We start from the raw sequence: 25,259 nt of genomic DNA, 5'->3' as shown, positions 1-25,259 counted from the left end.
TAATTTGAAAATTATTATTGATGGGGATGCGTCTCCTGTGAAAAATGAGGTTATAGCTGAAGCCGAACTACGGAATATAAGTGTGTTGCTGATTACAAGTACGCCACATTTCTCAACTAAAAAGTATCCTGAAAATGTTTCGGTTAGCTATGTTGATCAAGGGCCAGATGCGGCAGACTATAGAATTGTAAAGTTAGCTGAAAAATCAGATGTTGTGATTACACAAGATTACGGACTAGCTTCTCTTTTATTACCAAAAGGTGTGATTGTGATGCATCATAAAGGATTTGAATATACAGATACCAATATCGATAGTATGTTGGATTCAAGATATTTAAGTGCAATGGCAAGGAAATCGGGCCAGCGTACGAAGGGTCCAAGCGCCTTTTCAAACCAGGATAGAGCTAACTTTAAAAAAGCATTTATTTTATTATTGAATGAAAAAGGAATTAAATAAATATAAAGAAAAGAAGGGTCTTATTTGCGATCGTTAACATCGGGTAATCCAGCAAAATTAATTTTTATGTTTACCATACCATTATTGGTTGGTAATTTATTTCAACAATTATATAGTATTTCTGATACGTTGATTGTTGGACAAACTTTAGGTGTGGATGCACTAGCTGCAGTTGGTTCGACCGGGAGTATTCAATTTTTGATTATTGGATTTGCACAAGGATTAACTGCAGGTTTATCTATTATTACGGCACAACGATTTGGGGCAAAAGATTATCGTGGTGTTAGAAAAAGCTTTGCAGTGGGACTTTTGATTAGTCTAGTTGCAACGGTAATTTTAACAGCGGTTAGTTTGTTTTTTGTCAAAGATATTTTAACACTTATGAAGACACCACTAGAAATATTTGATGATGCACAAACTTTTATTAGTATCATTTTTGGTGGAATATTTGCTTCAATGGCATTTAATATTTTATCTAATATTATTAGGGCGCTAGGGGATAGTCGCACGCCATTATACTTTTTAATTTTTGCCAGCATTATTAATGTTGGTTTAGAATTATTATTTATTTTGGTATTTCATTGGGGAGTTGCTGGCGCTGGTATTGCAACTATTATTGCGCAATCATGTTCCGTTGTATTCTGTTTAATTTACATTTATCGAAAAATTCCCGTCTTACATATTGGTCGACACCATTTTAGAGGAATCACAATGAAAGATGTTAACCAGCACCTTTATGTGGCTCTACCAATGGCCTTTCAAGCTTCAATAATTGCTATTGGTGCAATTATGCTACAGTCAGCTTTAAACGGTTTAGGAACGACAGCAGTTGCCAGTACCACGGCAGCGTCTAAGATCGATCAATTATCAACGCAACCAATGATGTCATTTGGAATTGGGATGGCAACTTTTACTGCCCAAAATTATGGCGCAAAAAAATATGGTCGCGTTTTGGATGGGGTAAAAAAGTGTCTGTTAATGTCTGGAACATTTAGTATCGTTGCAAGTCTTTTAGTTATTTTATTTGGTCAACAATTAGTTACACTGTTTGTTGGAAATAATGCACCAAAAGTTGTGGCATTATCGCAGGTTTACTTTAATATTAATGGTTCATTTTACTTGCTGTTGTCAGTACTGTTTGTCATTAGGTATACGTTACAGGGATTAGGGCAAAGTATCGTGCCAACAGTTGCTGGAGTTGTAGAATTACTGATGAGATCATTTGCGGCTATCTTTTTAGCTGGTGCTTTTGGGTATGCAGGAGCTTGTTTTGCAAATCCACTAGCCTGGGGTGGGTCATGCATTGTACTGATTTATTCATATATGAAGGCAGTACAAAATTTGAGACGTTTAGATCTCGAACAAAAAGCTGAAAATAAACATGCCTAATTAGTTATGACAAAAGCACGGAAATATGCTATACTAATCAACGTTCTGCGGGCGTAGTTTAGTGGTAAAATTCCAGCTTCCCAAGCTGATGTCGCGAGTTCGATTCTCGTCGCCCGCTTAAAAATGAATAAGATAATGATATTGAAACCAAGATATTTAATCTTGGTTTTTTTTGTAAATTTTAATTGACTAAATAGATTATAATTAGTCAAAATGATTGCAATTAAACGTTATTTTTGCTAAGTTTAGTAACTGATATTAGTTTTTTGTATAAAAAAACATTGTAATGGACAGAATTAAGGGGGAAAAAAGTGGATATTTTATTAAAACATGCTAAAAAATATCGTGTAGATATTTTTTGGGCAATCGTCATGGTGGTTATCATGGCTGTTTCAACATTGTGGCAACCTAAATTGTTACAAAAAGTAATTGATGCTATTTTAAAGGATCAGGGTGATAAAATTACGACACTTGGTTTGTACTTGATTGGAGTTGCTGTTATTGGATTGTTGGCAGGTGTTGTGAATACAATTCTATCAGCAAAAGTAGCGCAATCAATGAGTGCAGATATTCGTGAAACTGCTTTTAGAAAGATTCAAACATTTTCTTTTAGTAATATTGAACGATTCCAAGCAGGGAATATTGTGGTTCGCTTAACCAATGATATTACTCAAATTCAAACGTTAATTATGACAATTTTACAGACATTAATTCGAGTACCTATTTTATTTATTGGTGCGTTTATTTTAGCTATGAATACAATTGCAGATTTATGGTGGATTATCATTATTTTAATTGTCTGCGTATTAGGTATTTCAATGTTAACTTTTGGTCGTATGGGACGCCATTTTGGGTTAATGCAAGGCTTAATTGATCGAGTGAATGAGTTAGCTAAAGAAAACTTGATGGGTGTGCGTGTTGTTAAGTCATTTAATCAAGAAAAAAATGAAGAAAAACGTTTCGATAAAGTTTCAGATGATTTAAATGCACAAAATATTTATGTTGGAACTCTATTTGCTGTTTTAATTCCTGCATTTACATTAATTGGAAATATGGCTGTTGTAGCCGCAATTTATTTTGTAGGTGATTTAGCTAAAACGGATCCAAGTACAGTTACAGCTATTACTTCGTTTGTTAATTACTTAATGCAAATCATGTTTGCCATTATTATTGGTGGAATGATGATGACGTTTAGTGCTCGTGCGATGGTTTCGATTAAACGACTACGCGAAATTTTAGATGAAGAACCAGATATTTATTACCAAGATGTTCCAGAGGAAGATTTAACGGGATCTGTTAGTTTTGAAGATGTCTCATTTTCATATGAAGGTGATGATAAACCAACACTTAAACATGTTAGTTTTGATGTTAAACCTGGAGAAATGATAGGAATTGTTGGTGCAACTGGTTCAGGTAAATCAACTTTAGCTCAAATGATTCCACGATTATTTGATCCTCAAGAAGGAATGATTAAAGTTGGTGGTGAGAATTTAAAGGATGTTAATGAAAAATCACTTCGTAAAACAGTCGCATTTGTTTTACAAAAGGCTATCCTATTTTCTGGCACAATCGCAGACAACTTACGTCAAGGTAAAGAAGATGCGAACGAGAAAGATATGGATATGGCCAGCCAAATTGCCCAAGCATCTGAATTTATTAATCGATTACCAGAACGTTATGATGCAGAGGTTGAAGAACGTTCAGCTAACTTCTCTGGTGGTCAAAAACAACGTTTATCAATTACGCGTGGTGTTATTGGTAAACCTAAAATCTTAATTTTAGATGATTCAACATCAGCGCTTGATGCACAATCAGAAAAATTAGTTCAAAAAGCATTAAATAATGAATTGAAAGAGACAACAACATTTGTTATTGCCGAAAAAATTTCGTCTGTGATTAATGCGGATCGCATTTTTGTTATGGATGATGGTAAATTAGTTGGCGAGGGGACACATAGGGATCTCGTTGAAAATAGTCAAATTTATCAAGAAATTTATAACACTCAAAAAGGAAAGGAGACTGTCTAATGAAAGATATGAATAGATCGATGGCATTCTTCTTCCACTACTTGAAAAGCTATAAATTAGGTTTTACAGTTATGACTGTTGCAATTATTGCATCGACATACTTCCAAGTAAAAGCACCTGTGTATATGGGAAAAGCAATTACAGCATTGGCAGACTACGTAATTGGTTTAACAAAAGGAGTGAGTGATAAAGGAAACTTTGTTAGTTCATTGTGGATGTTATTCTTATTTTATATTTTTTCAATTGTAGCGATGTTTTTCTCAAATATTATTGTTACGTTCATTACAGGAAACTCGACAAATAGAATGCGAAAAGGGTTATTTGGAAAATTACAAAAAATGACAATTCGATTCTTTGATTCACATAAAGATGGAGATATTTTAAGTCGTTTTACAAGTGATCTGGATAATATTTCGAACGCTATGAATCAAGCCTTAGGACAAATCATGAGCAATATTGCTCTAATGATTGGGATTATCATTATGATGTTCCAACAGAATGTTCAGCTCGCATGGGTTACAATTGCTTCAACGCCAATCGCGCTACTTCTTGCGGTCATTTTAATTTCTAAAACACGTAAGTATGTTGACATACAACAAAAAGAAGTTGGAAAATTAAATGGATATATTAATGAAAAAATTAGTGGTCAAAAAATTGTAATTACTAATGGTCTTCAAAAAGAGGCTATTGAAGGATTCTTGCCATATAACGAAAATGTTCGTAAAGCAACGTTTAAAGGACAAGTCTATTCAGGGATGCTTTTCCCAGTTATGAATGGCCTCTCTTTGGTTAATACAGCCATTGTTATCTTCTTTGGTAGCTGGTTAGCGTTGAACGGTGATATGGGACGTACAACGGCATTAGGACTAGTTGTCGTGTTTGTTCAATACTCACAACAATTTTACCAACCAATTTCACAAATTTCTTCATTGTATAGTATGTTCCAGCTTGCTATTACAGGTGCCGGTCGACTGAATGAAATGTTTGATGAACCAGATGAGGTTAACTCAAAGGATAAGCAAAAATTAACGGGTCTAACAAATGGTGTTAAGTTAAAAAATGTTAATTTTGGTTATAATGCTAATAAAGAAATTTTACATGATGTATCAATTAATGTTGATAAAGGTGAGATGGTAGCTTTAGTCGGACCAACTGGTTCAGGTAAAACAACAATTATGAATTTATTGAATCGTTTTTATGATGTTACAGGTGGTTCAGTTGAATTTGATGACGTAAACGTTAAGGAACTTGAACTTCAAAGTCTTCGTGATCATGTTGGGATTGTTCTTCAAGAAAGTGTTTTATTTTCAGGAACAATTCGTGATAATATTGTCTTTGGTAAACCTGAAGCATCAAATGAAGATATGATTTCTGCTGCTAAGCAAGCTAACATTCATGATTTTATTATGAGTCAAGAAAAAGGCTATGACACGACAGTATCGGATGAAAACTCTGTATTTTCAACTGGTCAAAAACAATTAATTAGTATTGCAAGAACAATTTTAACTAATCCCACGTTATTAATTTTGGATGAAGCGACTTCTAATGTTGATACAGTAACAGAAGCTAAAATTCAAAAAGCAATGGATACAGTTATTCAAGGGCGTACTAGTTTTGTAATCGCTCATCGATTGAAAACGATATTAGATGCTGATAAAATTGTTGTTCTGAAGGATGGAAAGGTTATTGAGCAAGGTAACCATCAAGAATTATTGGATCAAAAAGGATTCTATTCTGAACTGTATAATAATCAATTTGTATTTGAATAAAATAGTGTAAAAAGCTTTCAAATATACTTTATATAAAGTATATTTGAAAGCTTTTTTATTTAAAACAAGATATAAAGTAACAAAAAATTACAATATATATATATTTAATTGTAATTTTGTATCATTTAAGGTATGATGTCATTAGTTAATGATAACGCTTTCTTTACGAATGGAGGAGATATTATGTTGGGATTTTCGATTTATTTAGGTGATGAAATTGATGATGATACAAAAAATTATGTTGAGGTAATGCGTAAATCAGGATTTGAGGGTATTTTTACTTCCCTACATATTCCTGAGGAAGATAGAAAAAAATCCATTGAGGAATTAAAAATTTTAGGAAATTTATGTCTTGAAAATAACTTGAAATTAATGGTTGATATTTCAGAAAAAAGTTTAAAATTATTGGATTTTGATTTAAAAACTGCTGGAATCACAGGTTTAAGAATTGATTATGGGATTAGTATGGAAAAAATAGCTGAATTATCAAATAATATAGATATTGGATTAAATGCTAGTACGATTTCGGAACTGGATATTAAGCAACTAGTTGATAAGCATGCAAATTTTAAGAACATTGAAGCATGGCATAATTATTATCCTCGACCAGATACGGGATTAGATGAAGATTGGTTAAAAAATAAGAATTATTGGTTAAAAGAATCAGGACTTAGTACGATGGCATTTGTGGCAGGAGATAAAATATTTAGAGGGCCAATTGGAAAAGGATTACCAACATTAGAAAAACATCGAAATTACAATGTATTGGCTGCGATAATAGATTTAATTGAGAATAATTATACTGATGACGTTTATATCGGTGATCCACGAGTTTCTCAAAGAACAATTAATAAGATAGTTAACTATTTTACAAATCAGAGTATAGAAATAGATATTGAAAGTAGTTCGTATGAACTTGATAATACGTTGTGGCATAATCGTGCTGACGTGGCTAGGGATGTTGTAAGGTTAGAAGAAAGTCGGATAAGAAATCAATTCATTATTGAACCATTAAATAATGAAGATGATCGAACGAGAGGTACTATAACGCAAGATAATAAGTTATATGGGAGATATACCGGAGAAATACAGATAGTGAAAAATAAGTTACCAATTGATAAAAAGGTAAACCGAATTGGTACAGTTAAAAAGACGGATTTGGATTTAATTGACTATATAGGAGCAAAACAAAAAATAATATTTAATAATACAATTATAAAAGAGGGATAAGATATGGATATTACAAAATTAGTAACGGAAACTAGAAATGAGCAAACTATGAATTTAGATGAGTTAAATTATGCTGAAGTTGCAAGAATAATGAATGAAGCCGATATGACAGTTCCTAAAAGCGTACAAAAAGAGTTATCGCAAATTAATGATGCAGTTAGTAAAATTATTGAATCATTTAATAGTGGAGGCCGTCTAATTTATATGGGAGCAGGAACTAGTGGTAGATTGGGTGTCTTAGACGCTGCTGAATGCGTACCAACATTTGGAACAGATCCTAGCATGGTCCAAGGATTGATTGCTGGTGGTATGAAAGCAATGACTGTGGCAGTTGAAGGTGCCGAAGATTCAAACGAATTGGGTAAGTTGGATTTGGAAAATATTTGTTTAACAAAATTAGATACTGTTGTTGGAATTGCAGCAAGTGGTAGAACACCATATGTTATTGGTGGTCTTGACTACGCTAAACACCTTGGTGCGAACACAATAAGTCTGGCTTGCAATAAGGAATCAATTATTGGACAGCATGCCGATACAGTTATTGAGATTGAAGTGGGACCAGAGATTTTGACTGGGTCTACTCGTTTAAAATCAGGAACGGCACAAAAATTAGTATTAAATATGTTGTCGACAATTTCGATGATTGGAGTAGGAAAAATATATAAAAATTTAATGGTCGACGTTAAACCGACAAATGAAAAATTAGTTGAAAGATCAAAGCATATTATTATGGATGCAACCGGAGTAGGTTATGAACAAGCAAAATTGACATTTGAATTAGCTGAACATGATGTCAAACTGGCAATAGTTATGATTTTAACGGATAACGATTTGAATCAAGCTAAAGAAAAATTAAAAAGGGCTCATGGTTTCGTTAGGGAAGCAATTAAATAAAATATTTGGAGGGATTGAATTATGTCAGATAAAAAAATCGAAAAAATAGCAAATGAAATTTATGATAATGTAGGAGGGCCAGACAATGTTGAAAAATTAATTCATTGTATGACTCGAGTTAGAATGACAATTAGGGATGAAGATAAAGTAGATATTGAAAAATTGAAAAATATCGATGGTGTCATGGGTGTTGTTGAAGATGATACTTTACAAGTAGTAGTTGGACCTGGAACAGTCAACAAAGTTGCAGATGAAATGGTAAGACAAGTAGGTGTTAAATTGGGTGAACCTTTCCCTTTGAAGAACGTAATGCAATCAACTCAAATGACTGATAAAGAATTGGTTGAGAACAAAGCTGCTAAAGTAAAAGCAGAACATAAAGCTAAACAAAAGCAAACGCCAATAAAAAAAGTGCTTAAAGCAATTTCAAATATCTTTGTTCCACTAATTCCAGTATTTGTTGGAGCGGGATTAATTGGTGGATTGGCTGCGGTCCTTGGAAATATGATGGTTGCAGGGGATTTAAGCTCGAGTTGGACAGATTTTATTGCAGTTTTAAATGTTATTAAAAATGGTGTTTTCAGTTATTTAGTTATCTATGTAGGGATAAATAGTGCCAGTGAATTTGGTGCTACTCCAGGACTTGGTGGTGTTATCGGTGCCGTCACTTTGCTGAGTGGAGTAACACCTGAAGCACCACTTCACAATATCTTTAATGGTCAGGCACTAAGTACTGGACAGGGTGGAATTATTGGCGTCATTTTTGCAGTATGGGTATTAGCTATTTTAGAAAAACGATTACATAAATGGATTCCGGATTCTTTAGATATTATTATAACACCGACAATATCATTATTTGTTATTGGAATGATGACAATTTTCTTAGTAATGCCGGTTGCTGGTGTTGTTTCGAATTCTTTAGTTACATCAATTAACTGGGTCTTAGAAGTTGGTGGTGCATTTTCCGGTTTTGTTTTAGGAACATTTTTCTTACCTATGGTAATGTTAGGACTACATCAAATTTTAACACCTATTCATCTTGAAATGATTGCTAAGTCTGGATCAACATTATTATTGCCAATTTTAGCAATGGCAGGAGCTGGCCAAGTGGGGGCAGCAATTGCATTATGGGTTCGTTGTCGTAAAAATAAAAAATTAACAAATTTAATTAAAGGCGCTCTACCAGTCGGATTTCTAGGAATCGGGGAACCATTAATTTATGGGGTTATATTACCTTTAGGACGACCAATGATTACCGCTTGTCTTGGTGGCGGAATAGGTGGAGCAGTGATTGGTGGGATTGGTCATATTGGATCTATTGCAATAGGACCTTCTGGGGTAGCGTTGATACCTTTAATAAGTAATGGACACTGGATTGGATATATTCTTGGATTACTTGCGGCATATGCGGGCGGATTTATTTTAACGTTCTTTTTTGGTATTCCAAAAGATGCTATGATTGAGACAGAAGCATAAGACATACCATAAAAAGAGGTAAGAAGTATGGGTAATTATTTGTACACAATACAAGCAAATATGGATAAATACACAAAGGTAGAGCGAAAAGTAGCACAGTTTATTTTAGATCACCCTCAGAAAGTAATAAGAATGAGTACACAAAGTCTGGCAGAGGTGGTAGGTGTCAGCACTGCGGCAATAACGCGATTTGGAAAAAGTATTAGTAATACTGGCTTTCCAGGATTAAAATTAGAATTATCAGCAGAGATCCAAGATGATAATTCAATGCTCGAGGAAATTAATCCTAAAGATAATTTAGTGACGACACAGCAAAAATTAACCATGCGGATACAACATACGATTGAGGAATCAAATAAAACGTTAGATGAGGAAGTCGTTAATGTTGCAATGGTTATTGCAGAGTCAAAAATAATTTATGCGTATGGAATTGGAGCGTCAGAGATTGTAGCTAAAGATTTCCAACAAAAATTTATTCGAGTTGGTAAGTCTGTAATAGAAACACTTGATACGCATTTAATTGCCGTTGGATTATCTCAACTAAAAGAAGGAACAACTCTTTTCTTGATTTCAAATTCAGGGGAAAATACGGATGCAATTAAGTTAGCAAATCTTGCAAATCAACAAAAAATAAAAGTTATCGTTTTAACACATAATAAAAAAAGCACATTGGCCAAATTAGCTGATATTATTTTAGAACATGACGATAGTGAAGAAAATAAAAAATTCAGAAGTGCAGCGACTACTTCTTTAATTGCTCAATTATATGCAGTCGATCTTGTATACTATTCTTTTGTATCAATTCATTTTGATGATAATGTTACAAGATTGACAGATTCAAGAGATGTCGTAAAAAAATATTTTACCAAAAGTAAATCTAAATTCTAAAAATACTATCTTTTATAATATTAATTTGTTACAATCAAACTATAAATTCGATGATAAAAGCTAGTAAACTAATTAATTTCAAAGCAAGTCTAGGTTGATGGAAGCTAGATAAAAGCGTTAGTTGAATCGTACTTTTTAGAAATAACTGAATATTTTGAGTGGATATTAATCAATTAGAGTGGTACCGCGGGAATTCTCGTCTCTTACATAATTATTTGTAAGGGGCTTTTTTTATACAATTTTAGGAGGAATGGATAATGAATTATAAACAACAAGTTGCACAAGCATTGATTGCTATCGTTGATGGAAACCTTACTGAAGAAGAAATTATTGCCAAAATTGAAATACCAAAAAGTTCTGATATGGGGGATTATGCATTTCCAGCTTTTGCATTAGCTAAAGCATTTAGAAAAGCACCTCAGATGATTGCTAAAGACTTAGTGGAAAAAATTGATCAAAGTCAATTTGAATCAGTTGCTGCAGTTGGGCCATATGTTAACTTTTTCTTGAACAAGGCTGCATTTAGTCAAGATATTATTGAACAAGTGCTTTCAAATGGCAGTGAGTACGGCTCATCTGATATTGGTCATGATGGTAATGTACCAATTGATATGTCATCACCTAATATTGCTAAACCTATTTCGATGGGACATTTACGTTCAACAGTGATTGGTAATTCAATTGCTAACATCTTGGCTAAAATTAATTATAATCCAATTAAAATTAATCATTTAGGTGATTGGGGAACTCAATTTGGTAAATTAATTACTGCTTATAAATTATGGGGTAGTGAAGCAGAAGTTAAAGCCGATCCTATCAATAAATTACTTGAATACTATGTTCGTTTCCATAAAGAAGCAGAAGAAAATCCAGAGTTAGATGTTGCAGCTCGTGCATGGTTTAAAAAGCTCGAGGATGGCGATGAAGAAGCAATCGAACTCTGGACTTGGTTCCGTGCAGAATCATTATCAGCATTCAATAAAATTTATGACATGCTTGGTGTTCAATTTGATTCATTTAAAGGGGAAGCCTTTTATAATGATAAGATGGACGAAGTTGTGACAATGTTAAAAGATAAAAACTTATTAAAAGAAAGCCAAGGCGCAGAAATTGTTGATCTTGAAAAATATGATTTGAATCCTGCTTTGATTCAAAAGACAGATGGAGCAACATTATACATCACTCGTGATTTAGCTGCTGCTATTTACCGTAAACGGACTTATAATTTTGTACAGTCATTGTATGTTGTCGGAAATGAACAAGCTAATCATTTTAGACAATTAAAAGCTGTTTTAAAGGAAATGGGCAATGATTGGTCAGATGATATGCACCACATTCCATTTGGTCTAATCACACAGGGTGGTAAGAAATTATCGACTCGTTCAGGACGTGTTATTTTACTTGAAGAAGTTTTAGATGATGCTACAAGCCTTGCTAAAAAACAAATTCAAGATAAAAATCCTGACTTACCAAATGCTGAACAAGTTGCTAAAGATGTTGGTGTTGGGGCTGTTATTTTCCATGATTTAAAGAATGAACGTATGAATAATTTTGATTTTGTTTTAGAAGAAGTTGTTCGTTTTGAAGGTGAAACAGGTCCCTATGTTCAATATTCAAATGCTAGAGCGCAAAGTATTATTCGTAAAGCGGGTGATGTTTCAATTAGTGAAAGTAACAATGAACTTTCTGATCCTGCTGCATGGGATACAATTAAGTTACTTGGTGACTTCCCTAAAATAATTAAACGTGCAGCTAAAGAATACGAACCATCAGTAATTGCTAAATATGCAATTCATTTATCAAGAGCATTTAATAAATACTATGCAAATTCGAAGATATTAGTTGAAGATGATCAAAAATTAGCTCGTTTAGCACTTGTTCAAAGTGTGAGCGTCGTTTTAACAGAATCATTAAGATTATTAGGCGTAAATGCACCAAAAGAAATGTAATTAATAAAAAAGTTGACTTAATTGTCAACTTTTTTTATTTTATCTAAATATTGTTAGACGTACTTTTTAACGATGATTGTGCGTTTGGACACAAAATGGATGTGCGAATACGACCAGTTTATTTTTATCTTTTTGATACTGTTAGATTAACGATTTAGAACTATCAGTGAATCGAAAAAATAAACCAGGGTCTCCAAAATCCGAAAAAATAAATCGACATTCTATATTTAATCTGATAGTGTTGATAGTTATATATCATAAATATAGGTATTAAGGGAGTAAAGGGATGATTACAGAAAAAGAAAGACAAAGGTATCGATCAGAATTTTCTGACCATGAGTTGTTTGATTGTTTAAGTGAGGATGAGCAAAGAGCTTGTTTTGGACAAATTACATTTAAAAGATTTCTAAAAGGAAATACTATCTTTGATATGAATGATAAACGTGATTTTATTTATGTTGTCTTGGATGGATTAGTTAAAATTGAACGTGGTGATCGAGCTGGTATTTTTCAAAATTATATGTATGTTACATCGAAACAAATATTTCCAATTGGTGGAATGTTACAGAGCGAATATTATACTGTATCAAGTCGTGCTGCTACACTAGCGACGGTTGCTAAGATTCCTGTTGAACTTATTGAGAATTTAATTAAAACACATTATGAAGTTTCTGCGTACTTATTTGGGCAAATTGATAATATTTTAAATTGTTCAGAAGTGTTAAGGTTAAGAACCGTATGTAGTAATACAACAACGCGGATAACACAAGTGTTACAGTATTTAAGTGAGAATCTAGCCGACAAACATGGTGAGAATAGTCTTCGAATTCCATATGTAATTACACATGAAGATATTGCGACGATTAGTGGAACGCGGCGTGAAACCGTTGGACGAGTTATTCAGAAATTAGTGTTAGATGGTTACATTATTAGAGATTCAGGTATGCTTATATTTGAATCAAAATTCAATAAAATGAATAAAATCGTCCTAAATTAAGCGTATTATTTCAGTATTCATATTTCTTTTGCTATACTAAGAATAAATACTCATTCAAAGAGGGATTCTTATGAAGAAAGAGATACGTCAAGCTAAAATTGAACAGTTAATTAATAAAAAAGTAATTGCTACGCAGGATGATTTGATTTCTGAATTGGAACATGTGAATATTAAGGCGACTCAAGCGACTATTTCTAGAGATATTCGTGAAATGAAAATTGTTAAAGCTCAAGATGAACAAGGTGATTTGAGATATGCAATTTTTAAGTCAGGTAATTTGAGTGAAGAAGTTCATTTATTTGAAATTATTTTTGAAGTCGTTACTAATATTACTAAAATCCAGTTTATGAATGTTGTTAAAACAATTCCAAGTAACGGTAATTTACTGGCAGCAATTATCGATGATTTTGGCTTCCCGGATATTGTTGGAACTGTTGCGGGACATGATACAATTATGATTATTAGTTCAGATGAACAGGCCGCACAACGTGTCTATGATATTTTTACTGAACACGCAAATCCAGATAATTTAATTTAAAAATATTGTGAGACTAAGGAGTAGATAACATCTACATTTCTTAGTCTTTTTTTAAATATTTAAAAATATCATAATAAAAATGCTAATTTACTTTTTATAATATTGCTATGGTAAAATAATAAATGATATTAAGATTAAATATGGGGACAACTAATGAAAAATGAAAATAAAAGAACAAAAAATGACAATTGGTTTGTATTACATCTTATTCAATTTAAAAATTGGTTTCGACAGGGATGGAAATTTGTGCATGGTTGGAAATGGTTGACTATTTTTATTTTGGCAATTATTTTAGGCTCAAGTGCGTATTTAACTTATGTCGCCAAAACAACAAATGTTAGTGGGTTAAAAGCTGCTTTACAACAATCAACTGAGGTTTTTGATAAAGATGGCGATAAAGCAGGATCGTTATACTCTCAAAAGGGTACTTACGTTTCATTAAATAAGATTTCACCCAATATTCAAAATGCTGTACTGTCATCAGAAGATCGTAATTTTTACCATGAATATGGATTTTCAATCAAAGGGATGGCACGTTCTGTGGTTTCATTGGTTAAAAACCGATTAACTGGAAGTAGTGCAATTAGTGGTGGCGGAAGTACTATAACGCAACAACTTGTTAAAAATGCATTCTTGTCACAGGAGCAAACTTATAGTCGTAAGGCTAAAGAAATATTTATTTCAATTGAAACAGAAAAAGTATATTCAAAAAAAGACATTCTAACGATGTACTTAAATAATGCATATTTTGGTAATGGCGTTTGGGGTGTTCAAGATGCCTCTAAAAAATATTTTGGAAAAAGTGCTTCAGATTTAACTGTTAGTGAGGCAGCAGTTATTGCGGGTATGTTAACATCGCCAGGAGCATATAATCCGATAGATCATCCTGTTGCAGCTAAACAAAGGCGTAACGTTGTTCTGAATGTTATGTATGAAAATAAAAAAATCTCTAGTGCAGAATTATCAAGTGCTAAGCAGACGGGTATTACATTAAATGATACGTACGATTATCAATCAGGTTATAAATATCCTTATTATTTTGATGCCGTTATTAGTGAAGCAATTAAAAATTATGGCTTAACTGAATCAGATATTATGAATCGTGGCTATAAAATTTATACGGCAATGGATCAAACCCATCAAGAAGCTATGCAAACATCATTTGATAACTCTACCTTGTTCCCTTTGGATGCTGATGATGGGACAAAAGCTCAGGGTGGATCAATTGCAATTAATTCAACGAATGGTGGTGTGACAGCAGTTGTTGGTGGAAGAGGTAAACACGTTTTTAGGGGATATAATCGAGCGACTCAGATTAACCGTCAACCGGGATCCACACTAAAACCAATTGCCGTATATATGCCTGCTTTAGAAGATGGCTATTTTTATGATTCTGAATTAAAAGATAAAAAACAATCATATGGATCAAATAATTATTCACCAAATAATTACGACAATCAATATGCAGGGAAAATACCGATGTATAAGGCACTGGCACTTAGTAAAAATGCGCCAGCTGTGTGGTTGTTAAATAAAATTGGTGTTGATAAAGGATACGATGCTGTTAAAAAATTTGGTATACCGGTTAAAAGTTCGGACAAAAACTTAGATTTAGCTTTGGGTGGTTTAACTACTGGTGTCTCACCCTACGAAATGGCTAGTGCATATACTGCGTTTGCTAATGGTGGTATTCAAAAAAAGGCTCATTTTATTACTAAAATTGTTGATGCTTCTGGTAAAACGATTGTTAATAATTCAGACAATAGTGAAACTAAAGTTATGAGTAGTAAGGTAGCTAAATCAATGACAAGTATGATGATGGGTGTCTTTGAAACTGGAGGAACTGGCGAACTTGCTGTCCCAGCTGGATATACAGTTGCTGGTAAAACGGGAAGTACAGAGGCTAAAAAAGGTTCTACAGATGGGACGAAAGATCAGTGGGTTATTGGATATACACCAGACATTACTGTCGCAACATGGGTTGGTTTTGATCAAACTGATGATACTCATTACCTAAGAAATTTAAGTGGGGATATCGTTGATTCCTTATTTAAAAGCGAAATGTCAGGTATATTACCTAATACTGCTCAGACAAGCTTCTCAACGAAATCTGCTACTACTTTAGCAAATAATACCGGTTCAAATGATAGTGGAGATGGTATTTTAGAATCAGTAGAAAAGCAAACAGATGAAATAAAAAATAAATTATCTGATTCTGCTAAAAAAGCCCAAAAATGGCTCAGTGATAGTATTAATGGGATGTTTGGAAATTAGAACAAATCAATGCAAATTATGGATAAAAATGATACACTAATTAAGTTAATATAAATTATTATTATTGGAGGAATCAGAAATGGTTGTTAATATTTATGATACAGCGAACCAAATGAGTCAAGATCTTAGTCAAACGGAAGAATATAAGGCATTGAAATCAGCTTATACAAAAATGCAAGAAGATGAAATTGCATATAAATTATTTAAAGAATTTCAAACAATTCAAATGTCATTACAACAAAAACAAATGAATGGTGAAGAAATGACAGATGAAGAACTTGAAAATGCTCATAATCTTTCAGAAAAAATCGGTGGTTTTGATACAATCAAAGATTTAATGGTTAAAGAACAAGTTCTAAGTGAAATTATGAATGAAGTTAATTCAATTATCACAAAACCAATACAAGATTTATACCATAATTAATTCGAATAAAAACCCTGGAAGCAAAGCAATTATGTTTTGTACCAGGTTTTTTTTTATAAAGGAGTGGGAAGATGAAATTTATTCATGCAGCTGATTTACATTTAGATAGTCCTTTTGGAGGATTAAAAAATGTGCCAAGTCAGTTAATGGATTCGATTTATCAGTCAACATTTAAAGCTTTGAATAATCTCGTAGATACGGCTATTGAAGAATCAGTAGATTTTGTTTGTTTAGTTGGGGATTTATATGACTCATCTGAGATGAGTATTATGGCACAGACAACATTAATTAGTCAGTGTGAACGACTGAAAAAGGCTGGAATAGATGTTTATTTAAGCTTTGGTAACCATGATTTTTCTGATAACGTTCAAGATCATTTAACTTTTCCATCAAATGTAACTTTATTTACAAGTGAAGTTGAAACAGTGACGCATATTCTAAAAAATGGCGATGAAGTTCGACTAACTGGGTTTAGTTATGCACATAGATGGGAACCATCAAAGATCGTTGATTATCCTCTTCGTGGTGATGAAAAATGGCATATTGGTCTTATCCATGGGGCAAATGAGGGTATAAATTCAATATCAGATGAAAGTTACGCACCATTTACCGTTAAAGAATTATTACAGAAAAATTATGATTATTGGGGATTGGGGCATATTCATGTAAGACAGATTTTGAATGAACAACCCCCAGTTATCTATCCTGGAAATACACAAGGTCGTCACCGTAAAGAATCAGGCGATAAAGGGTTTTATCTAGTGAATAGTGATGGAGATAAGTTGGTTCCTAAGTTTATAACGTCATCTACAATTGATTGGGAAACGGTTAATATTTCAATGGCAAAAATTGATTCACTGTCAGATGCTATTGATAAGATTGACGCTGAATGCCAACATTTTTCTAAAAATAAATTATATTTAATAGTTGTACAAATCACTGATTTAGATGATTTTAGTGAAAGCCTAATAAATCGCATTCAAAATGGTGATTTATTAACTGCTTGGATTCAAAAACATATGCCAGATAATTATTATTGGATTGTTAAAATTAAAATGGTAATTAATAAAAAGATAACTTTTGAATCAATTGATCAACAATATTGGGAAGAAAGCGCAAAACGTGTTTTTACTAATGATGGAATGACTGAACTCGCTGATAAATTATTACAAATTCCGGAACTTAATACGTATTTATTAGAAACGGGACATTTAGTAGAATTACAAGAAAATTCAAAAACATTGCTTCATGAAAATCAAGCGATAGAGGGTCATATAGATGAAAATAACTAAAGTTAAAATTTACGGATTTGGGAAGTGGCACGATAAAACGTTTGATTTTAATCAAACCAATCAGGTTATTTTTGGCTTGAATGAAGCAGGTAAATCGACGTTAACAGCATTCATATTGAGTATGTTATTTGGATTTGCAAATGCGAAAAAGAAGTACCAACAATATCTGCCTAAAGACTCATCCACATATGGTGGGGAGTTGGAATTATTAATTGATGACGATGCATATCGACTGACTCGTACACAAGGTAAATCTGGTGGTAAGGTGTCTATTGTTAAAAGTGATGATGGGATGAAAGTATCTAGCAATAAGCTACATGAATGGCTAAATCCAGTCGATGAAAATTTATACAATCAAGTATTTTCATTTAATCAGCAGGCGTTAAACCAAGTATTTAATTTAACGAATGAAGATTTAAATGAGTATCTAACAACAATGGGAGCAGTTGGTAGTCAGGAATGGTTAGAATTAACAAAAAAAATACAAAAAGATGCTGATCACGTCTATAAGCCAGCAGGTCGTGTAACTGAGTTAAATAAAGAAATTGCGTTATACAATGATTTAGTTAATAACATAAATAATGCCAAACAGAAATTTCCGGAATATGTTGAGACACAAAAAAGGTTAGATCAAAATAAGAAACAAATTAAAGCACTTCAAACAACACAATATAATCTAACAAAAGATTATCAACGCTATGAACAATTAAAGCAAAATTGGTCAATATATGAACAATCTATTGAGTTGACGGATAAGCTAAAACAAACTGATGAAGATGCTATGATTTCTGTTGATAATTATCAACAAATACAAAATTTATTAGAGAAACAAAAAATAAATAATGAAAGATTAAAATCAATTAATCAGAGTGTGATCGATGAAAAAGAAAATTTAGCAGCATTAAATTTAATAAATTTTTATGAAAACAATAAAGTCGATTTTGATATACTATTTGATCAATTAGCTGATAATCAGCAATATTTAGATAAAGTTATATTAGAACAGTCGAGCTTAAACCAACTATTAACTGAACAAGAACGTTTAATGATGCAATATCAAAATATAAACGGAAAAGTTCCGATAGCGTTTAATCCTGATGATTTTAAAAATATTGTCGCATTAATTAAATCTGAAGAGAATAATAAACGATTACTTCAAGAGATTGAACAAAAACAATTGGCGAAAAAACAAGATATATTAGATTTAAATCAATCAATTGATCAAAAAAATCAAGTACAAAAAAGTAAATGGTCTACACAACAAAGTATCTTAGTAGGGGTAAGTGTTATACTATTTGTACTAAGTATGATCTTACCAATGCCGTTTAAAATAGTGGGATTGATACTAGATATTATGATAGTTGTATATACCATAATTGTATTTAAGCAGTCTAATTCTAAGGATAAATCAAGTAGTGATGCTCTGATGCAAATACAAAATAAAAGACAAATGATTACTGCAGAAATTGATGAAAATCAATTGAAGATAGGTAAACTGGACGAACAATTGAGACAAACTGATACTGAATTAACGGATTATCAAATTCAATACGTTTTAGATGACTTTCCAAAGAATCAGTGGTTCTCAATTCAAAATGACTTAAGTCGAATACAGTCTATAACAGATCAAATTAGTCAAAAATCAGCAGAAATTAAAACGTTAACTGACAAGATAAAAAATTATTTGAATCAGACAGATTTTGCTGATAGTTTTCTAGCACTAAATAAAAGTGATATGGCAGATAGTTTAGCTAGAATTAGAGGCTTTAATGATAAATTACAACCTTTAATTGCTGAATCACAATCAATAAAAAATAAAATGGGCTATTTAAATGAACAACAAAAGCATGAAGATAATGTGACTGCTGATATTTCTAATCAAATTAATGAAATATTAACGCAATATCATTTAACGTCAATTGAGCAATTTGAAAAAAATTACGATTTACAAAAGCAATTTGTTCAAGACAAATCTAAATTGAATACAATTAATGAGCAGCTTCCTGTGGAGGTTAGAAAAAATCTTGCTAGATTTGAAACGAAAGAAAGTTTAGATGAACAATTAGATGAGCTTACAGAACAATTGAAACAATTGCAAAATAGTATAATGAACATTAATCAGGAGATTATTGATCAACAGACGTTATTACGGACTTTGAAGGCAGAAGGGAATTATACAGAACTTCGACAAGAGTTGGCTGAAAAAGTTACAATTTTAAGTGAATTAGCTGATAAATGGTTAACTCAAAAGTTAACTATTAATTGGATTAACGAGGCATTAAAAGACTCATCTGGGGTTAGAATGCCACAAATGTTGCAATTAGCAAATCATTATTTTGAACTATTAACATTAGGCCATTTTACACAAATAAATAATATATCAGGATTATTAACCGTCGTTTCTTCTGATATGGTATCATTTGAAGTGGGAGAATTGTCACAAGGAACAGCAGAGCAGCTATATATCGCACTTAGATTTGCTTTAATCATGACAATTAATAAATCAATCGAATTACCATTAATTATTGATGATGGGTTTGTTAATTTTGATAAAAATAGAAAAAATGCCGTTTTAAAACTAATACGAGAAATAAGTAAAAAAGTTCAAATTATTTATTTAACGGCAGACGATTCAGGATTAACTGGATTTGATAATGATAAAATAATTAAGTTATAGGAGGATGGATATGGCACAAGAGAAAAAAATATTTGAATATAAAGTTGACGAAAACGTGGCATTATTTGTTTTAATTAAGAGTGCAGAAGTTAGAAATACAAAGAATAATAAGCAATTTATTGCATTTAATTTTGAAGATAGTTCAGGACAAATTAGCGCAAAACTTTGGGATGCAACGCCAGAGGCAATTGAACAATTTCAAACGGGAAAAGTAGCTTTCATCAAAGGAAAACGTGAAGTTTACCAAAATAATCCACAGATGAAAATCTATCATATTAGATTGACTGAAGAGGATGAACCTAATGATCCGAGTCAATTTGTCGTTAGTGCACCAATGAAAAAAGATGAGATGGAAGAAGAATTTAACAAAGCTATTTTTGAAATTACAAACCCAAATTGGAATCGAATTGTAAGATATCTCATTGCCGAAAAACATGATGATTTTTTCAGTTATCCCGCTGCAAAGAAAAATCATCACGCATTTTCTGGTGGGTTAGCCTACCATACACTTTCAATGTTGCGATTAGCTAAATCAATTGTTGCTGAATATGGTGATGTGATTAATGCACCATTACTTTACGCAGGTGTGATTTTACATGATTTAGGAAAAACAATCGAATTATCAGGTTCTGTGGCAACAACTTATACATTAGCTGGAAATTTAATTGGGCATATTGTATTAATCGATGAAGAAATTGTTAAAGCAGCAGGTGAACTAAAAATTGATCTTCAGACAGAAGACATGATTTTATTACGTCACGTTGTTCTTGCTCATCATGGGTTACTAGAGTATGGTTCACCAGTGCAACCTCATTTAATTGAAGCAGATGTTTTACATCAAATTGATAATATTGATGCATCAATTCAAATGTTGAAAGGGTCATTGGCTCATACAGAAGAGGGCGAATTTTCTGAACGTATATTTGGTATGGATGGTCGAAATTTCTATAAACCACATGCTGACAGTAATGTAACAAATAATTAAATTGAAAAATATCTCAATGGATAAATTCCATTGAGATATTTTTTTCGAAAAAAAAACACCAGATATAATCTGATGTTTTGATGTATTTATTTTGAAGATGAAGAAGATGATGATAAGTAGCTTGAAAGAACATCTTTCAAGTCATCATCTTTGATTGATACGTTACCTTTTTTAAGAACTTTACCAACAATTTTTTGTAATTTAGTTGAGTCAGCCATAGTTTCAGTAACAATTTGTTCTTTTAAGTCAGAAATGTGATCGGCTTTTTTACCTTTACCAGCATTTTTAACACTCAAGATTACATCATAACCTGCTGTTGTTTTAACAGGTGTAGTTGTATATTTACCTTGTTTTAAATCAAATGCAGCTTTTTTAAATTCTGCTGTAAGTGTTGTATCTGTATTGTTAAATGCAGCTAATGTACCACCAGTACTTGCAGAAGTTGTATCAGTTGATTTTGATTTAGCTAATGCAGTAAATTTGTCAGTTAACTTTTTAGCAGTTTTTTGTTCATCAAGTTGTTTGATGATTTTTTCTGCATCTGACTTTGAAGCAACTTGAATACGTTGAACTGTAATAGTTGGTTGGTATTCTTCCCATTGCTTATCTACAGCAGTAGAACTTAAATCACTGTAATGTTTAACAGCAGCTTTTAAAAGTAAGTTAGAACGTAATTCTGCTTTAAAACTAGTCTTTGTCATACTGTTTTGTGATAAGACAGATGAGAAACTTGAACCATATTGAGCTTTATAAGTATCGTATTGTTTTGTGACTTCTTTATCAGAAACATCATCACCATATTGTTTTTCTAATACTTTGTTCAAAATCATTTGTTGTAAAATTGATGTACCACTTGAAGTTTTCTTCAAACTGTCGTAGTAAGCACTTTCTGTAACCTTACCACCTGAAGTAGTTGCAACTGTTGAGCTCCCACAACCCGCTAATGTAAATGTTAATAGTACGCCGGCTAAAGCAACAAGCCATTTTTTCATAACCTAACACATCCTATTTCTTAAATTTTTTGTCTTCTCAATGAAAGACTAATACGTTTAATATAACATAATTATCATATAATGAAAGTAATTGACCGAAAATTCACAAAAAAATCAAACTTTTAAAAGCCTAATTTATTGATATTTTTCTAATTTTTTATTAATTTTATTTATATTTGGCTCAATCTCATAAGTAAACTTTTCTATACGATTACTAATGGAATCGACGATGGGTAGAGTTTCTTCTATAATCGTATTCAGATGATCTGTGGCATATTGCATCTTTTTTGATGAATTAGTTACGCGGTTGATATCATTTTGATAGTCAGAAAAATCTGCCTTTAATTGAACTTTTTTGTCTGTAACAAAAGTAATAAGTTCATCTCTATGATTATAAGCATAGTATGCTGATCCACCAATAATTGATAATAAACTAATTCGTTTAAATGTTTTTGACATTATTTTCTCCAATCTCATTCTTGATTGACGTCATAATTGATTCAAGTTGCTCGGACGTGTACTTCTTAGAATTATCCTTGAATGACATTTTAAAAGTATCTTTTGTTGAGTATCTAGGAATTAAATGAAAATGTGAGTGAAAAACAGATTGATAAGCTAATTCTCCGTTATTATTGACGATATTCATCCCCTGAATATCTGGATTGCTTACTTTAATTGCGGAAGCAATCATTGGAATTTTAGCAAAAACTTTACTAGCGAGTGCTTGGTCATATTCAAAAATATTAGCAACATGTTTTTTTGGAATTACAAGTGTATGTCCTGGGGTTGTTTGTGAGATATCAAGAAATGCTTTAATGTCTTCATCTTCGTATACGGTGAAACTAGGAATATCATTGGCAATAATTTTACAAAAAATACAGTCAGTCATATGTTTGCCTTCTTTCAAAGTTAGTTAATACTTTTATTATACATCATGAATGATAATTCACCATAATATGATATAATTAAAGGCATAAATAAATTGTAAATGGGGAATTAGAAAATGACATTAGAAGTTAAAAATTTAGTGGGTGGTTACTCTCAAATACCAGTTTTAAAAGATATTTCTTTTGAAGTTAAACCTGGAAATGTCGTTGGCTTAATTGGTTTAAATGGTGCAGGTAAATCGACTACAATCAATCATATAATTGGGCTATTAACCCCACAAAAAGGAACTATTAAATTAAATGGCGTAACCTTAAGGGAAGATAGCCAGGCTTATAAATCACATTTAGCATATATTCCTGAAACGCCTATTCTTTATGAAGAATTAACATTAAAAGAACACATTGAACTCTCAATGATGGCTTATGGATTGAATGAAACTAAAGCATGGAAAAAAGCTAATGAATTACTTAAAATATTTAGACTTGATAACAAATTAGAATGGTTTCCCGCTAACTTTTCAAAAGGAATGAAACAAAAAGTTATGATTGTCTGTGCTTTTTTAACAGAATCTGATTTTTATGTTATTGATGAACCATTTCTCGGGTTAGATCCTTTAGCAATTAACGATTTATTAGAGTTAATTGTTTCTGAAAAGAAGCGTGGGGCAAGTGTTTTAATGTCAACTCACGTTTTAGCCACAGCTGAAAAGTATTGCGATTGGTTCATTTTATTAAATAAAGGTGAAATTAAAACACAAGGAACAATGGTTGAATTAAGACAAGCTTATAAGAATCCAGATGCTTCCTTAGATGAAATTTATCTTGGTCTAACTAAGGAAGAGGTAACAAAATGAAAGACTTATGGACAACACGTTTAAAAAGCCACCAGTTATTACTATTAAAATATTTACGATATGTTTTAAATGATCATTTTGTTGTTGCAATTATGTTTTTTGTTGGTGGACTTGGTTTAGCTTATTCAAATGGGTTAAAGGTGATGCCAGTTAATTTGGTTTGGTATCGACCTGCAGTAGTGATTGGGTTACTGGTGATTTTACAAATTGGCCGTTTAAGTACGTTATTAAAAGAAGCGGATATTGTTTTTCTTTTACCACAGGAACATGCATTAATTAGTTATTTAAAAAAGGCAAAACGCTATTCAACAGTTATGGCCAGTTTAATGCAGGTTGGATTTATTGTGTTACTCATCCCATTTATGATGATTGGGATGAAAATTTCAGTAATCAACATTATTTTTTTAATTTTAACGCAACTAAGCTTGAAAAATAATTGGTTAGTCATTTCATTACTTGAAAAATATCAAAATAATCGGTTTAGTTGGGGAAGTATCAAATTAGTTAATATTTTATTGCCTACTTTACTTTATATCCTTGGGTTATATAGTACGTTTATTCTGAGTTTTATTGTTGCTATTTTAAGTAGCTTTGTTTTGAATCAGCTAGCTGCAAAAGGATTTAAGGAAATTTTTGATTGGAAAAAAGCAATCAGTTTTGAAGAAAATAGAATGTTAGGGATTTACCGTTTCTTTAATTTATTTACTGATGTACCAATGGTTAGAGGAAATGTTAAGAGAAGAGTGTACCTTGATTTCATTTTAAATCATATTAAAAAAGATGATGCAAATGTTTATACATTTTTATATGCAAGGGGATTTATTCGCGGAACTGAATTTAGTGGCTTATTTATTAGATTAACTCTAATTGGGGCGCTAATTATTGCATTTATTTCAAATGGGTGGCTAGCAATCGCGTTTTTAATTTTATTTATTTATCTGATTGGTTTTCAATTGTTACCTTTTGCAAAACATTACGATAATATTATTTTTACTCGATTATATCCAAAAGGAAAAGAGTATCAAATTAAGAATTTCAAAAAATTTACTTTAACAATTATAAGTGTAAGTGCAGTACTTTTTAATATCGCAATCTATATTGGTACAGGACAATTTTTAATGATGGGCTATGGTATTTTGGTGAGTTTGGTAGAAATAATGCTGTTTACTAATTTTTACTTAGTTACCAGAGTTAAAAAAATCCTTGACGTACAATAGTGATGTTTGTAAGATGAAACTATAGTATTAGAGCTTAGTCCGG

At 32.0% G+C, this 25,259-nt stretch carries 21 protein-coding genes and 1 tRNA gene; 19 read left to right on the top strand and 3 right to left on the bottom strand.

Annotated features, from left to right (window positions below):
- Nucleotides 1-4 precede the first annotated feature (4 nt).
- The 17 genes from ACE83Q_RS03415 to ACE83Q_RS03335 all read left to right on the top strand — a co-directional run bounded on the left by ACE83Q_RS03415 (nt 5) and on the right by ACE83Q_RS03335 (nt 21,266).
- Complete coding sequence (locus ACE83Q_RS03415) at nt 5-457, top strand: YaiI/YqxD family protein (RefSeq protein WP_409022804.1); 453 nt, start codon at nt 5-7, stop codon at nt 455-457.
- Nucleotides 458-481: 24 nt separating this feature from the next.
- Nucleotides 482-1,846, top strand: a complete 1,365-nt coding sequence (locus ACE83Q_RS03410) for an MATE family efflux transporter (protein ID WP_409022724.1) — start codon at nt 482-484, stop codon at nt 1,844-1,846.
- 47 nt (nt 1,847-1,893) lie between these two features.
- Nucleotides 1,894-1,964: transfer RNA gene (locus ACE83Q_RS03405), tRNA-Gly, on the top strand.
- A 193-nt stretch (nt 1,965-2,157) separates the two neighbouring features.
- Nucleotides 2,158-3,873 carry an ABC transporter ATP-binding protein gene (locus tag ACE83Q_RS03400; RefSeq protein ID WP_409022723.1) on the top strand — a complete coding sequence of 572 codons (1,716 nt, stop codon included), beginning with the start codon at nt 2,158-2,160 and terminating at the stop codon, nt 3,871-3,873.
- On the top strand, nt 3,873-5,642 hold the full coding sequence (locus ACE83Q_RS03395; protein ID WP_409022722.1) for an ABC transporter ATP-binding protein: 1,770 nt from the start codon (nt 3,873-3,875) through the stop codon (nt 5,640-5,642). Before ACE83Q_RS03400 ends, ACE83Q_RS03395 begins: the two co-directional genes overlap by 1 nt.
- A 183-nt stretch (nt 5,643-5,825) precedes the next feature.
- Nucleotides 5,826-6,872, top strand: coding sequence for a MupG family TIM beta-alpha barrel fold protein (locus tag ACE83Q_RS03390; protein WP_409022721.1), 1,047 nt, complete (start codon nt 5,826-5,828; stop codon nt 6,870-6,872).
- 3 nt (nt 6,873-6,875) lie between these two features.
- Nucleotides 6,876-7,766, top strand: a complete 891-nt coding sequence (gene murQ / locus ACE83Q_RS03385) for an N-acetylmuramic acid 6-phosphate etherase (RefSeq protein WP_409022720.1) — start codon at nt 6,876-6,878, stop codon at nt 7,764-7,766.
- 21 nt (nt 7,767-7,787) lie between these two features.
- Nucleotides 7,788-9,242: a PTS transporter subunit EIIC gene (locus tag ACE83Q_RS03380; RefSeq protein ID WP_409022719.1), complete on the top strand. Its 1,455-nt coding sequence runs from the start codon at nt 7,788-7,790 to the stop codon at nt 9,240-9,242.
- 27 nt (nt 9,243-9,269) lie between these two features.
- Nucleotides 9,270-10,130, top strand: coding sequence for a MurR/RpiR family transcriptional regulator (locus ACE83Q_RS03375; protein ID WP_409022718.1), 861 nt, complete (start codon nt 9,270-9,272; stop codon nt 10,128-10,130).
- A 257-nt stretch (nt 10,131-10,387) separates the two neighbouring features.
- Nucleotides 10,388-12,079 carry an arginine--tRNA ligase gene (argS, locus tag ACE83Q_RS03370; protein ID WP_409022717.1) on the top strand — a complete coding sequence of 564 codons (1,692 nt, stop codon included), beginning with the start codon at nt 10,388-10,390 and terminating at the stop codon, nt 12,077-12,079.
- A 286-nt stretch (nt 12,080-12,365) separates the two neighbouring features.
- A complete protein-coding gene (locus ACE83Q_RS03365) occupies nt 12,366-13,076 on the top strand; it encodes a Crp/Fnr family transcriptional regulator (RefSeq protein WP_409022716.1) in 711 nt (236 codons plus the stop codon).
- Nucleotides 13,077-13,146: 70 nt separating this feature from the next.
- Nucleotides 13,147-13,614, top strand: coding sequence for an arginine repressor (locus tag ACE83Q_RS03360; RefSeq protein WP_409022715.1), 468 nt, complete (start codon nt 13,147-13,149; stop codon nt 13,612-13,614).
- A gap of 153 nt (nt 13,615-13,767) precedes the next feature.
- Nucleotides 13,768-15,888 carry a PBP1A family penicillin-binding protein gene (locus ACE83Q_RS03355; RefSeq protein WP_409022714.1) on the top strand — a complete coding sequence of 707 codons (2,121 nt, stop codon included), beginning with the start codon at nt 13,768-13,770 and terminating at the stop codon, nt 15,886-15,888.
- A gap of 79 nt (nt 15,889-15,967) precedes the next feature.
- On the top strand, nt 15,968-16,312 hold the full coding sequence (locus ACE83Q_RS03350) for a YlbF family regulator (RefSeq protein WP_409022713.1): 345 nt from the start codon (nt 15,968-15,970) through the stop codon (nt 16,310-16,312).
- 71 nt (nt 16,313-16,383) lie between these two features.
- Nucleotides 16,384-17,604 (top strand): exonuclease SbcCD subunit D, encoded by a 1,221-nt coding sequence (locus tag ACE83Q_RS03345; protein WP_409022712.1) that lies wholly within the window; start codon nt 16,384-16,386, stop codon nt 17,602-17,604.
- Nucleotides 17,591-20,281, top strand: coding sequence for an AAA family ATPase (locus ACE83Q_RS03340; RefSeq protein ID WP_409022711.1), 2,691 nt, complete (start codon nt 17,591-17,593; stop codon nt 20,279-20,281). The genes ACE83Q_RS03345 and ACE83Q_RS03340 overlap by 14 nt, the downstream gene beginning before the upstream one ends.
- 10 nt (nt 20,282-20,291) lie before the next feature.
- Nucleotides 20,292-21,266: a 3'-5' exoribonuclease YhaM family protein gene (locus tag ACE83Q_RS03335; RefSeq protein ID WP_409022710.1), complete on the top strand. Its 975-nt coding sequence runs from the start codon at nt 20,292-20,294 to the stop codon at nt 21,264-21,266.
- An 86-nt stretch (nt 21,267-21,352) separates the two neighbouring features.
- On the opposite strand, the gene ACE83Q_RS03330 is transcribed toward ACE83Q_RS03335, so the two are convergent.
- The 3 genes from ACE83Q_RS03330 to ACE83Q_RS03320 form a co-directional block, all read right to left on the bottom strand.
- A complete protein-coding gene (locus ACE83Q_RS03330; RefSeq protein WP_409022709.1) occupies nt 21,353-22,258 on the bottom strand; it encodes a peptidylprolyl isomerase in 906 nt (301 codons plus the stop codon).
- A gap of 135 nt (nt 22,259-22,393) precedes the next feature.
- Nucleotides 22,394-22,717 (bottom strand): hypothetical protein, encoded by a 324-nt coding sequence (locus ACE83Q_RS03325; RefSeq protein ID WP_409022708.1) that lies wholly within the window; start codon nt 22,715-22,717, stop codon nt 22,394-22,396.
- A complete protein-coding gene (locus tag ACE83Q_RS03320) occupies nt 22,701-23,147 on the bottom strand; it encodes an HIT family protein (protein WP_409022707.1) in 447 nt (148 codons plus the stop codon). The genes ACE83Q_RS03325 and ACE83Q_RS03320 overlap by 17 nt, the downstream gene beginning before the upstream one ends.
- Nucleotides 23,148-23,261: 114 nt before the next feature.
- On the opposite strand from ACE83Q_RS03320, the gene ACE83Q_RS03315 reads away from it, so the two are divergent.
- Together ACE83Q_RS03315 and ACE83Q_RS03310 are read left to right on the top strand one after the other, a co-directional pair.
- Entirely contained in the window at nt 23,262-23,999 is a 738-nt protein-coding gene (locus tag ACE83Q_RS03315) for an ABC transporter ATP-binding protein (protein ID WP_409022706.1), read from the top strand.
- Entirely contained in the window at nt 23,996-25,216 is a 1,221-nt protein-coding gene (locus ACE83Q_RS03310) for an ABC transporter permease (RefSeq protein ID WP_409022705.1), read from the top strand. The genes ACE83Q_RS03315 and ACE83Q_RS03310 overlap by 4 nt, the downstream gene beginning before the upstream one ends.
- Nucleotides 25,217-25,259: the final 43 nt, after the last annotated feature.

Source organism: Dellaglioa kimchii (genome assembly GCF_046115505.1).
Classification (GTDB): domain Bacteria; phylum Bacillota; class Bacilli; order Lactobacillales; family Lactobacillaceae; genus Dellaglioa; species Dellaglioa kimchii.
This window is presented reverse-complemented; position numbering and strand designations above follow the sequence as displayed.

Bases quoted from the DNA above. Each gene is read 5' to 3' on its own strand.
- ACE83Q_RS03395 (WP_409022722.1), top strand. From the start codon at position 3,873: ATGAAAGATATGAATAGATCGATGGCATTCTTCTTCCACTACTTGAAA.
- ACE83Q_RS03390 (WP_409022721.1), top strand. From the start codon at position 5,826: ATGTTGGGATTTTCGATTTATTTAGGTGATGAAATTGATGATGATACA.
- murQ (WP_409022720.1), top strand. From the start codon at position 6,876: ATGGATATTACAAAATTAGTAACGGAAACTAGAAATGAGCAAACTATG.
- ACE83Q_RS03380 (WP_409022719.1), top strand. From the start codon at position 7,788: ATGTCAGATAAAAAAATCGAAAAAATAGCAAATGAAATTTATGATAAT.
- ACE83Q_RS03375 (WP_409022718.1), top strand. From the start codon at position 9,270: ATGGGTAATTATTTGTACACAATACAAGCAAATATGGATAAATACACA.
- argS (WP_409022717.1), top strand. From the start codon at position 10,388: ATGAATTATAAACAACAAGTTGCACAAGCATTGATTGCTATCGTTGAT.
- ACE83Q_RS03365 (WP_409022716.1), top strand. From the start codon at position 12,366: ATGATTACAGAAAAAGAAAGACAAAGGTATCGATCAGAATTTTCTGAC.
- ACE83Q_RS03360 (WP_409022715.1), top strand. From the start codon at position 13,147: ATGAAGAAAGAGATACGTCAAGCTAAAATTGAACAGTTAATTAATAAA.
- ACE83Q_RS03355 (WP_409022714.1), top strand. From the start codon at position 13,768: ATGAAAAATGAAAATAAAAGAACAAAAAATGACAATTGGTTTGTATTA.
- ACE83Q_RS03350 (WP_409022713.1), top strand. From the start codon at position 15,968: ATGGTTGTTAATATTTATGATACAGCGAACCAAATGAGTCAAGATCTT.
- ACE83Q_RS03345 (WP_409022712.1), top strand. From the start codon at position 16,384: ATGAAATTTATTCATGCAGCTGATTTACATTTAGATAGTCCTTTTGGA.
- ACE83Q_RS03340 (WP_409022711.1), top strand. From the start codon at position 17,591: ATGAAAATAACTAAAGTTAAAATTTACGGATTTGGGAAGTGGCACGAT.
- ACE83Q_RS03335 (WP_409022710.1), top strand. From the start codon at position 20,292: ATGGCACAAGAGAAAAAAATATTTGAATATAAAGTTGACGAAAACGTG.
- ACE83Q_RS03330 (WP_409022709.1), bottom strand. From the start codon at position 22,258: ATGAAAAAATGGCTTGTTGCTTTAGCCGGCGTACTATTAACATTTACA.
- ACE83Q_RS03325 (WP_409022708.1), bottom strand. From the start codon at position 22,717: ATGTCAAAAACATTTAAACGAATTAGTTTATTATCAATTATTGGTGGA.
- ACE83Q_RS03320 (WP_409022707.1), bottom strand. From the start codon at position 23,147: ATGACTGACTGTATTTTTTGTAAAATTATTGCCAATGATATTCCTAGT.
- ACE83Q_RS03315 (WP_409022706.1), top strand. From the start codon at position 23,262: ATGACATTAGAAGTTAAAAATTTAGTGGGTGGTTACTCTCAAATACCA.
- ACE83Q_RS03310 (WP_409022705.1), top strand. From the start codon at position 23,996: ATGAAAGACTTATGGACAACACGTTTAAAAAGCCACCAGTTATTACTA.